General features: G+C 44.9%; 10 protein-coding genes. 8 read left to right on the forward strand and 2 right to left on the reverse strand.

Annotation, left to right across the window (positions count from 1 at the left end; translation table 11 throughout):
• Positions 1-25 precede the first annotated feature (25 nt).
• The 4 genes from argB (at position 26) to oxyR (ending at position 4,470) form a co-directional block, all read left to right on the forward strand.
• The gene (gene argB / locus FE394_RS06770) at positions 26-799 is read left to right on the forward strand and encodes an acetylglutamate kinase (protein ID WP_319925636.1); all 774 of its coding nucleotides are present in this window, start codon (positions 26-28) and stop codon (positions 797-799) included.
• Between the two features lie 17 nt (positions 800-816).
• On the forward strand, positions 817-2,043 hold the full coding sequence (locus FE394_RS06775; RefSeq protein ID WP_319925637.1) for an argininosuccinate synthase: 1,227 nt from the start codon (positions 817-819) through the stop codon (positions 2,041-2,043).
• Positions 2,044-2,078: 35 nt separating this feature from the next.
• The gene (gene argH / locus FE394_RS06780; RefSeq protein ID WP_319925638.1) at positions 2,079-3,452 is read left to right on the forward strand and encodes an argininosuccinate lyase; all 1,374 of its coding nucleotides are present in this window, start codon (positions 2,079-2,081) and stop codon (positions 3,450-3,452) included.
• 100 nt (positions 3,453-3,552) lie between these two features.
• Entirely contained in the window at positions 3,553-4,470 is a 918-nt protein-coding gene (gene oxyR, locus FE394_RS06785) for a DNA-binding transcriptional regulator OxyR (RefSeq protein WP_319925639.1), read from the forward strand.
• Here the strand turns inward: oxyR and sthA are convergent.
• The gene (sthA, locus tag FE394_RS06790; RefSeq protein ID WP_319925640.1) at positions 4,462-5,859 is read right to left on the reverse strand and encodes a Si-specific NAD(P)(+) transhydrogenase; all 1,398 of its coding nucleotides are present in this window, start codon (positions 5,857-5,859) and stop codon (positions 4,462-4,464) included. The two genes, oxyR and sthA, sit on opposite strands and share 9 nt — an antisense overlap.
• Before the next feature lie 206 nt (positions 5,860-6,065).
• Between sthA and fabR the strand changes: the two genes are divergently transcribed.
• Both fabR and FE394_RS06800 read left to right on the forward strand, forming a co-directional pair.
• Positions 6,066-6,728, forward strand: coding sequence for an HTH-type transcriptional repressor FabR (gene fabR, locus FE394_RS06795; protein ID WP_319925641.1), 663 nt, complete (start codon positions 6,066-6,068; stop codon positions 6,726-6,728).
• Positions 6,729-6,748: 20 nt separating this feature from the next.
• Complete coding sequence (locus tag FE394_RS06800) at positions 6,749-7,126, forward strand: YijD family membrane protein (protein WP_319925642.1); 378 nt, start codon at positions 6,749-6,751, stop codon at positions 7,124-7,126.
• Positions 7,127-7,221: 95 nt separating this feature from the next.
• Here the strand turns inward: FE394_RS06800 and trmA are convergent, their stop codons facing one another.
• Positions 7,222-8,322, reverse strand: a complete 1,101-nt coding sequence (gene trmA, locus FE394_RS06805; protein WP_319925643.1) for a tRNA (uridine(54)-C5)-methyltransferase TrmA — start codon at positions 8,320-8,322, stop codon at positions 7,222-7,224.
• A 187-nt stretch (positions 8,323-8,509) separates the two neighbouring features.
• Here trmA and btuB point away from each other — a divergent pair, with 187 nt between their 5' ends.
• Positions 8,510-10,348, forward strand: a complete 1,839-nt coding sequence (gene btuB, locus FE394_RS06810; RefSeq protein ID WP_319925644.1) for a TonB-dependent vitamin B12 receptor BtuB — start codon at positions 8,510-8,512, stop codon at positions 10,346-10,348.
• A complete protein-coding gene (gene murI / locus FE394_RS06815; protein ID WP_319925645.1) occupies positions 10,293-11,156 on the forward strand; it encodes a glutamate racemase in 864 nt (287 codons plus the stop codon). Before btuB ends, murI begins: the two co-directional genes overlap by 56 nt.
• Positions 11,157-11,208: the final 52 nt, after the last annotated feature.

Consider the following 11,208-nt stretch of genomic DNA (forward strand, 5'->3'; position numbering starts at 1 on the left):
TTAATACCGATAGAGGATAAATCCGATGGAGCCGTTAGTTATCAAGTTAGGTGGTGTGTTGTTAGACAGTGAAGAAGCGCTGGAGCGGTTATTTACCACATTTCAGTCCTACCGGAAAACACATAAACGCCCGCTGATTATTGTTCACGGTGGTGGCTGCTTGGTTGATGAACTCATGCAGCAATTGCAGTTACCGATTTTGAAGAAACAAGGTCTGCGGGTCACGCCGGAAGATCAAATCGACATTATTACGGGCACATTAGCAGGAACGGCCAACAAAAAATTGCTGGCATGGGCAACAAAATTTCGTTTGCCTGCTATTGGATTATGTCTGGGAGATGGTGGTGTTGTGCAGGTTTCCCAACTTGATAAAGAGTTTGGTCATACAGGAACGGCGAAGCCAGGAAATCCGGATCTGCTGAAAATTTTGTTGGATGTCGGCTATATACCGATTATCAGCTCAATTGGTATCACTGAGTACGGTGAGCTGATGAATGTGAATGCCGATCAAGCGGCGACGGCTATTGCTCAGACGCTGAATGCGGATTTGGTTTTGTTGTCTGATGTCAGCGGTATTTTGGACGGGAAAGGCCAAAAAATCTCAGAGGCAACAGCAGAAAAAATAGAACAACTTATTGAACAGGGCATTATTACCGACGGCATGATTGTGAAAGTCAATGCAGCGTTGGAGGCGGCAAAAGCACTCGGGCAACCGGTTGATATCGCGAGTTGGCGGTATGCGGATCAATTGATTGCGTTATTTAATGGTATACCCATCGGCACACGAATTTTGGCGTAATTAGAAAGGTTATCTCTATGACTAAAAATATTAAAAAAATCGTTCTGGCATATTCAGGTGGTCTGGATACATCTGCCATTATTCCGTGGTTGAAAGAACATTATGGCAATTGTGAAGTGATAGCGTTTGTTGCTGATGTTGGCCAAAGTCGTGAGGATCTGGACGGTGTGGAGCAGAAAGCGTTGCGTTCCGGCGCTTCCGAATGCCATGTTGCTGATCTGCGTGAAGAGTTCACCAAAGAGTATGTTTATCCGGTATTGAAAACAGGCGCACTGTATGAAGGCAGCTACTTGCTTGGCACTTCAATGGCTCGTCCAATCATCGCAAAAGCACAGGTTGAACTGGCATTGGAAATCGGAGCGGATGCCGTTGCCCACGGTGCAACCGGTAAAGGTAATGATCAGGTTCGATTTGAAAGCACATATACCGCATTGGCACCCCATTTGAAAGTGGTTGCTCCTTGGCGGGAATGGGATCTGCGTTCCCGTGAGGCATTACTGGATTATCTGAAAGTGCGCGATATTCCCACGACTGCCACACTGGAGAAAATCTATAGCCGCGACGAAAATGCATGGCACATTTCGACTGAAGGTGGCGTTTTGGAAAGTACATGGAACGCCGCCAATAAAGATTGTTGGGTGTGGACAGCAGAGCCGGAAGATGCACCTTCTGAACCGGAATATGTCACAGTCACGGTTGAGAAAGGTGAAGTTGCTGGCGTGAATGGTCAGGAGCTTTCGCCGTATCAATGCCTCAGTGAACTGAATGAACTGGGTGCTAAGCATGGTATTGGCCGGATTGATATTGTGGAAAACCGCTTGGTGGGAATGAAATCCCGTGGTTGTTATGAAACTCCGGGTGGAACCATCATGATGGAAGCGTTGCGGGCTATCGAACAACTGGTTCTGGATCGCGATAGCTTCAAATGGCGCCAACAACTGGGGCTGGAAATGTCTTATGTTGTCTATGACGGACGTTGGTTTGCTCCATTGCGTCAGTCAATTCAGGCGGCGGCAGAAATTCTGGCTGCCACTGTCAGCGGCGAAGTTATCCTGAAACTCTATAAAGGACAGGTGACTGCGGTGCAGAAAAAATCTGCCCATAGTCTCTATTCTGAAGAATTCGCTACGTTTGGAGAGGATGAAGTCTACGACCATAGCCACGCTGAAGGATTTATCCGCCTCTATTCACTTTCTTCACGCATCCGTGCACTGAATAGCAAAAAGTCATTGTCTGGCAATTAATGGTCAATAGTAGAGCATAGAACAGGAACAATATTATGGCACTTTGGGGTGGACGTTTCAGTCAGGAAGCCGATCAGCGGTTCAAGCAATTCAACGATTCATTGCGTTTTGATTATCGTCTGGCAGAGCAGGATATAATCGGCTCGGTTGCATGGTCAAAGGCATTGGTTACGGTAGGAGTATTAACTTCCGAAGAGCAGCACAAGTTGGAACAGGCGCTGAACGAGCTATTGGACGAAGTGCGTATCAATCCCAAGGCCATTTTACAAAGCGATGCGGAAGATATTCACAGCTGGGTAGAAGGGCAACTGATCACGAAAGTGGGGGATTTGGGTAAAAAACTCCATACAGGGCGAAGCCGTAATGATCAGGTCGCAACCGATCTGAAACTATGGTGTAAAGATCAGATTGTTCATATTCTGCAAGCACTTGTTGAGTTGCAACGTGCGCTGGTGATTACTGCTGAGAATAATCAGAATGCGGTGATGCCGGGTTATACCCATTTACAGCGGGCACAACCTGTCACTTTTGCCCATTGGTGCCTTGCCTATGTTGAGATGCTGGGGCGCGATGAGAGCCGTTTGCAAGATGCGCTGAAGCGGCTGGATGTCAGCCCGTTGGGATGTGGTGCGCTGGCAGGAACAGCCTACGATATCGATCGGGAACAGTTGGCATTATGGCTAGGCTTCACCTCGGCAACACGCAATAGTCTGGATAGTGTTTCCGATCGGGATCATGTCTTGGAGCTGTTGTCAGATGCAAGCATCAGCATGATCCACCTTTCGCGTTTTGCGGAAGACCTGATTTTCTTTAACAGCGGCGAGGCTGGATTTGTTGAATTGTCAGATCGGGTCACGTCCGGCTCTTCCTTAATGCCACAAAAGAAAAATCCGGATGCGCTGGAGCTTATTCGTGGTAAATGTGGCCGGGTTCAGGGTGCATTGGCGGGAATGATGATGACACTGAAAGGGCTTCCTCTCGCCTACAATAAAGATATGCAGGAAGATAAGGAAGGTTTGTTTGATGCGTTGGATACTTGGCTGGATTGCCTGCATATGGCGGCGCTGGTGTTAGACGGCATTCAAGTGAAACGCTCTCGTTGTGAAGAGGCGGCAAAGCAAGGATATGCTAATGCGACTGAGTTAGCTGATTATTTGGTGGCAAAAGGTGTTCCGTTCCGCGAAGCACATCACATTGTTGGTGAAGCTGTCGTCGCGGCGATTGCAAAGGGTAAAGCGCTGGAAGAGCTTTCGCTGTTTGAATTGCAAAAATTCAGTGAGATTATTTCAGTGGATGTTTATGACATTTTGTCACTGAAGTCTTGTCTGGATAAGCGTCTGGCAAAAGGAGGGGTCGCAGAGAAACAAGTGAAGAAAGCGATTGATCAGGCTAAGCTGCGATTTAAGTAAAAAACACTAATAATCACAATCGGTTGATAGTTTTTTCCTCTCGTGGATATAATGATTTATTGATCAATACTATCATTGATATCAAACACAGAGGTTGGGAATGAATATCCGCGATCTGGAATACCTTGTGGCTCTTGCTGAACATCGGCATTTTCGCCGAGCCGCTGATGCTTGTCATGTCAGCCAACCGACACTGAGTGGGCAAATCCGTAAATTGGAAGACGAGCTGGGCGTGATGCTGCTGGAACGCACTAGCCGCAAGGTACTGTTTACCCAACAGGGTATGTTGCTGGTGGAACAGGCGAAAACTGTATTGCGGGAAGTGAAGGTCTTGCAGGAAATGGCCTCCCTTCAAGGTGAAAGCATGTCAGGGCCGTTGCATATCGGTCTTATTCCAACAATCGGCCCCTATCTCCTGCCATTTATCATTCCTGAGCTGCATAAGTTGTTTCCTAAATTGGAAATGTACCTGCATGAGGCTCAAACCCAAAACTTGCTGGCTCAGCTCGATAGCGGAAAACTCGATTGCGTTATTCTGGCGTTGGTGAAAGAAACCGAAGCGTTTATTGAAGTCCCGCTTTTTGAAGAGCCGATGAAACTGGCGGTGTTTGAAGGACACAAGTGGTCGGAACGAACTCAGGTCAAGATGAGTGAACTCTCCGGAGAGAAATTATTGATGCTGGAAGATGGGCACTGTTTGCGTGATCAGGCAATGGGATTTTGTTTTCAGGCAGGAGCCAAAGAAGATACCCATTTCAGGGCAACCAGTCTGGAAACATTGCGTAATATGGTGGCAGCGGGGAGCGGGATTACATTACTGCCTGATCTGTCGGTTCCCAAAGAGCGTAGGCGTGATGGTGTTTGTTATCTGGAATGCTACGAGCCTGAACCTAAGCGTTCTGTGATATTGGCCTATCGTCCTGGTTCACCTCTGCGTGGTCGCTATGAGCAATTGGCAGAGGCGATTCGGGCTAAAATGGGCAATTATTTCGACGTGCTCGGCGAAACATCAAAATAACCGGTTTAACCCATTGAGTGCTGCAACACGGTAGGCTTCTGCCATTGTTGGATAGTTAAAGGTAGTATTAACGAAATATTCGATAGTATTGCCTTCGCCTTTTTGTTCCATGATGGCTTGACCGATATGAATGATTTCTGCGGCTCGTTCGCCAAAACAGTGGATACCTAAAATCTGTTTTGTTTCACGGTGGAACAGAATTTTGATACTGCCAACATTCATCCCTACAATTTGCGCTCTTGCCAGATGTTTGAATTGAGCGCGTCCGACTTCGTAAGGGATTTTCATTGACGTCAATTGTTGCTCAGTTTTGCCAACTGAACTGATTTCAGGAATGGTATAAATCCCAGTCGGGATATCTTCCACCAGATGCAGGTCAGCTTCTCCAGTTGTAATCGCTTTTGCCGCAATGCGCCCTTGATCGTAGGCCGCAGAAGCCAAGCTTGGATAGCCAATAACATCACCAACCGCATAGATGTTTGCATTGGTGGTTTGGTAGGCACGATTGACTTTCAGTAAGCCACGGCTGTCTGTTTCCAACCCGACATTTTCCAAACCTAACGTGTCTGTATTGCCTGTTCGACCATTGGCATACAGCAGGCAGTCTGCTTTGACTTTTTTGCCGGATTTCAGGTGAACAATCACACCATTCTCGACACCTTCAATCTTCTCATATTCTTCATTGTGGCGAATGATAACGCCACTATTCCAGAAATGGTAAGACAGGGCATCAGACATTTCTTGATCAAGGAAAGACAGCAGATGATCACGGGTATTGATCAAATCCACTTTAACGCCCAAGCCCCGGAAAATAGAGGCATATTCACAGCCAATCACCCCCGCACCATAAATGATTACGTGGCGTGGTTCATGATCCAGTTGCAGAATGGTATCGCTGTTATAGATACGGGAATGGTTGAAATCAACATCAGGGGGGCAGTAAGGGCGGGAGCCAGTGGCAATAATTATTTTGTCCGCGCTCAATAGTTCAACACTATCATCAGCATAACGAACACTTACCCGATGTTCATCAATAAATGTTGCCTCTCCTGCAAACATTCGGCATCGGTTACGCTCATAAAATCCCTGACGCATTTTGGTTTGCTGATTAATCACGACTTCAGCATGTTTCAGGATTTCAGAAAACGAAGAACGAAGAATGCGGGAGTTATCACTGTAGAGGGGATTTTGATTAAATTCGATAATACGGCTGACGGCATGGCGAAGAGCTTTCGACGGTATTGTACCCCAGTGAGTACATCCACCACCGACATTATTGTAACGCTCTATAACAGCAATGTTTTTGCCTTGTTTCACCAACCCCATTGCTGCTCCTTCCCCTCCGGGACCAGAGCCAATCACAATGGCATCAAAATGAGTATATTGCATAGAGGAAAGACCTGTTTTTACACAAAATAACAACTCTATCTTAACATTAGTTGATGTGATAACCCAATGAGCATATGGTTTTTATCTCACTGTTTAGAAATAAAACAGGAAAATACCGAATAATATCTTTAAGAGAACAATCACAGCAAACTTAGCTGAATCTGTTATATTTGCTTCATTATAAGTCGAGATGGTTCAAGATTGTTGTGAGTAGCGTAACCGGCGTCAGAGCAAAACAGAAAGAAAAAACTCGTCGTTCCCTGATTGAAGCGGCATTCAGCCAACTCAGCGCTGAACGCAGCTTCACAAGTTTGAGTCTGCGGGAAGTCGCGCGGGAAGCCGGTATTGCACCGACTTCTTTCTATCGTCATTTTCGGGATGTCGATGAGTTGGGGCTGACGATGGTAGATGAAAGTGGCTTGATGCTGCGCCAGTTAATGCGTCAGGCTCGTCAGCGCATTGCAAAGGGCGGCAGTATTATCCGTACTTCTGTTTCAACATTTATGGAATTCATCGGTAATAACCCCAACGCATTCCGGTTGTTGCTGCGCGAACGCTCCGGTACATCGGCTGAATTCCGTGCGGCTGTCGCACGGGAAATCCAACATTTTATTGCTGAACTGGCAGACTACCTTGAACAAGCAAGTCATATGCCGCGTCATTTTACCGAAATACAAGCCGAGGCGATGGTCACTATCGTATTCAGTGCAGGTGCAGAAGCACTCGATATTGATGAGGAAAAAAGACGTCGCCTCGAAGAGCGCTTAGTTTTGCAACTCCGTATGATTTCCAAAGGTGCTTATTATTGGTATCGTCGTGAGCAAGAAAAAAACACTACCCCTAAAGCGATCCCTAAATCCTCTGAATAATAACGAAGGAGAACAATACGATGGAACAATACCGCCAAGATAAAAGCACTATGTTGCTTGCTCTTATCGTTGGACTAGCAACACATGGAACTTTTTCAGCATTTTTTAACGTGTATGTGCCTTTTTCCATTTTCCCGATTATTGCATTGGTTCTTTCTCTGTATTGTCTCCATCAACGTTATTTGAATTATCCAATGGCTGAAGGATTACCAAAGTTAGCTACGGGATGTTTCTTCTTGGGCATGTTCATGTACAGTGCATTTATTCGGATGGAATATCCGGCGATTGGCTCTAACTTCTTGCCTGTCATTATTGGTACTGTTTTAGTATTTTGGATTTACATGAAAGTGAAAGGACGTAAGAAGCAAGCGATACTCGCTTCAGAAAGCCAAAGCTGATGGTTTCTTACTGAAATGTATTCAATGAAAACGCCACAAGGTTAGTTCTGTGTTAGCTCTGTGGCGTTTTTGGTTTTTGGGTCAATTAATAACGATTAGACTCTTTTTTCCAGCAGTACACCGCATTCCATATGATGGGTATAAGGGAATTGATCAAAGAGTGCCAGTTTGCTGACCTTATGAGTTTGCGTCAGCGTTTCCAGATTCTGGCAGAGTGTTTCCGGATTGCAGGAAATATAAAGAATACGTGGATATGCCTGCACCATTTTAACTGTTTCTTCATCCAACCCACTGCGTGGCGGATCAACAAAAATGGTTTCGCATTGATAACTCTTTAAATCAATCCCTTTCAGTCGGTTAAATTCGCGCTCTCCATTCATCGCCTGAGTAAATTCTTCCGCTGACATGCGGATAATCTGTACATTATCAATCTGATTCGCTGCAATATTAAATTGAGCGGCGGCAACGGATGGCTTAGCAATTTCTGTCGCCAATACCTTGTCAAAATTTTGCGCCAGTGCCAGAGAAAAATTACCATTACCGCAATACAGTTCAAGCAGATCGCCTTGAGAGCCTTTGGTGCTATCAATCGCCCATTCCAACATATGAATATTGATGCTGGCATTCGGTTGTGTGAAGCTGTTTTCGACCTGACGATAAATCATGGTTTTACCCGCAACAGGCAATTCTTCATCTATATAGTCATGTTCGAGCATGATTTTGGTTTTTGAAGCGCGCCCAATAAGTTGGACATCAAACCCTTCTGCCATTAATTGACTGCGCAGAGCGACTGCATGTTCACGCCATTCATCACTCAGTTTTTTGTGGTAAAGCAGAGAGACAATGATTTTATTGCTGCGAGTGGAAAGATAATCCACCTGAAATAGTTTATGGCGCAATACGGGGTTATCTTTTACGCCAGCGATAATTGCCTGCATCATGCTATTTATTAGCGGATTGGCAACCGGAAATTGATCAATACGGATACGCTGTTTGGTTTGCTGATCAAACATAATGTGGTAGAGGTCATCTTCCTCATGCCAGATACGGAATTCTGCTCGCATTCTGTAATGTGATGCAGGGGAACGGAAAACCTCAGGCTCTGGTGCGCTAAAGGGGGTCATCATTCCTTTTAGGCGATGGGCCTTCTCCATCAATTGATTTTCATAATTTTCCGTTGGCAAAGCATTCTGCATTATCTGGTTCTCGTATGGTCGCGTTAAGAAAAATTTCCGAGCGGCATTGTAGGGCAAGCGGGAAGGATGTCCAGTTTTCTGGTGTGCCAGCTATCTTTTTTGATAATAGGGAGATTCTGGACACATTACTGCCTTCATCGTAGCATGACGCTTTATAGTTAGACGCCATTTTCTCATCACAAATATCATGATAAATAAAAAATATATTCTTTTATCTGCTGTGTCTGTAGCGGTGTTTTCTGGTTGGAGTGTTTTTGCGACTGCTGATAACCAAGATCCGCTGGTAGTGACTGCCAATCGCTATAAACAACCTGTTTCTTCCGTTTTAGCGCCAATGACGGTAATCACTCGCGAAGATATAGACCATTGGCAATCCAACAGTCTGGTTGATGTCTTGCGCCGTTTGCCCAGTGTTGATATTGCGCAGAACGGAGGAATGGGACAGAATTCTTCTTTATTTGTTCGTGGTACAAACTCAAATCATACATTGGTGCTGGTGGATGGGATTCGTTTAAATCAGGCAGGTATCACCGGAGCAGCCGACTTTAGTCAGATCCCAATCTCAATAGTACAAAGAATTGAGTACATCCGTGGCGCTCGCTCTGCCGTATATGGTTCTGACGCCATCGGAGGAGTGATCAATATCATCACAAAAAGAGAACAGCAGGGAACCACGCTGAATGCAGGAATCGGCACGAACGGATATCAAAACTATAACGGTTCGACTCAGCAGAGATTGGGTGAAGATACCTTATTAACTGCAGCAGCAGGTTATGCTTATACCAAAGGGTTTGATGTGATAGTTGATGGTAAAACAGGAGGATACCGCCAGCCAGATCGCGATGGTTTTATGAGTAAGATGCTGTGGTTGGAAATAGACCATAAAATAAATGAACAAATGAGTGGATTTGCTCGGACTTATGGATTTAATAACCGAACCGCTTATGATGCTGGGGGTATTGGCGGGACTGATACTCGCGAACTATTCAGTCGTACTTATGATGCCGGACTTCAATTTAATCAAGGTATTTACTCTTCTCAATTAATGGCCGGTTACAGTCATGTGAAAGATTATAATCACGCTCCTGACGACGGGCGTTATGGCAAAAGCACCAGCCTGAGTGATTCCAAACAATACAATGTCCAATGGGGAAACCGATGGCTGGTTGGTCATGGTGCAATCAGCAGTGGCATTGACTGGAAAAGAGAATCAATTACAGCAGGCTCCAATTATATCCCGACACAAAAAGATGTGGATAACACAGGATTGTACTTAACGGCACAGCAAAAATTCCATGATTTCATTGTAGAAGTGGCTGCACGTTCAGATCACCATTCTGAATATAATTGGAATACAACATGGCAAACCGGGGCAAGTTGGGAATTCGTTGAGGGGTATCGTTTTATAACTTCCTATGGAACGGCATTAAAAGCACCGACTTTGAGCCAGCTTTATAGCCAATGGGGAAATGAAAGCCTTAAACCAGAAGAAAGTCAACAATGGGAAGGTGGAATTGAAGGGCTGACTGGATCACTTAATTGGCGTCTGTCTGTTTATCGTAATGAAATTGAACAGTTGATCAATTTTGCCAATAACCACTATGAAAATATCGGTAAGGCGAAAATAAAAGGCATTGAGTGGACGGGAACAATGGATACCGGCATATTCCAGCATCAATTAACATTACAGTATGTTGATCCGCGTGATGGCGATAATCAGCAATTAACGCGCAGAGCTAAACAACAAGTTAAATACCAACTGGATTGGGAAGCCTTCAATGTCGATTGGGGAGTAACCTATCAATATATTGGTCAGCGCTATGATCAAGACTTTAGTATGTCTCCTCCGAAATCAGTAAAATTAGGAGGTGTAAGTTTATGGGATATCAGCGCCTCATATCCAATCACTGACCACTTAATAATACGTGCTAGAATAGCTAATCTGTTTGATAAAAATTATGAGACAGCCTATGGCTACCGCACTCCAGGAAGAGAATACTACCTCACTGGCAGCTACAACTTCTGATTTAAACAAGACCGCCCGTCCAACGATTCTGGTTTTTGACTCCGGAGTGGGTGGTTTATCTGTCTATAAAGAAATTCATCAACTCTTGCCGGATCTCCACTATATATATGCTTTCGATAATGAAGCTTTCCCTTATGGTGAAAAAACGGCTGAAGTGATTATTGAAAGAGTCGTGCAGGTTATCGATTCTATCCAGAGAAAACATCCCTTAGCGATAGCCGTCATTGCTTGCAATACTGCCAGTACGGTCAGCTTGCCCGCCTTACGTGAGCGTTTTTCTTTTCCTGTTGTTGGTGTTGTACCAGCAATTAAACCTGCGGCGAAGCTGACCTGTAATCGTGTTGTGGGATTATTGGCGACACGTGCTACGGTAAATCGCGACTATACCAAAGAATTAATCACCCGATTCGCGACGGATTGTCAGGTGCACTTAATAGGCTCCGCTGAGCTGGTGGAATTGGCGGAAAGGAAACTACACGGTAAAGATGTCCCGCCAGAAGCTTTAAAGAAGATATTGAAACCGTGGCTGAGAATGAAAGAACCGCCGGATACAGTCATTTTGGGGTGTACACACTTTCCTTTGATAGCAGAAGAACTTTCACAAGTCTTACCTGATGGAACAAGATTGATTGATTCGGGAGCAGCTATTGCCCGTAGAACGGCATGGCTGATTAAAAATCGGGAAGATTTGTTTTTAACAACAGTGGATAACTTGGCTTATTGCACAAAATTAGACGCTGATAGTGAAGCCTTGAGTCCTGTTTTATACGAATATGGCTTCTTAACGCTGGAAAAACTAGCAACTTAAGTGCAATTTGCTGCAATAGTCATCAGTCGGTGATTTTTTTGAAAAAAACTAT

It is taken from the genome of Xenorhabdus littoralis, assembly GCF_033949345.1.
GTDB lineage: Bacteria > Pseudomonadota > Gammaproteobacteria > Enterobacterales > Enterobacteriaceae > Xenorhabdus > Xenorhabdus littoralis.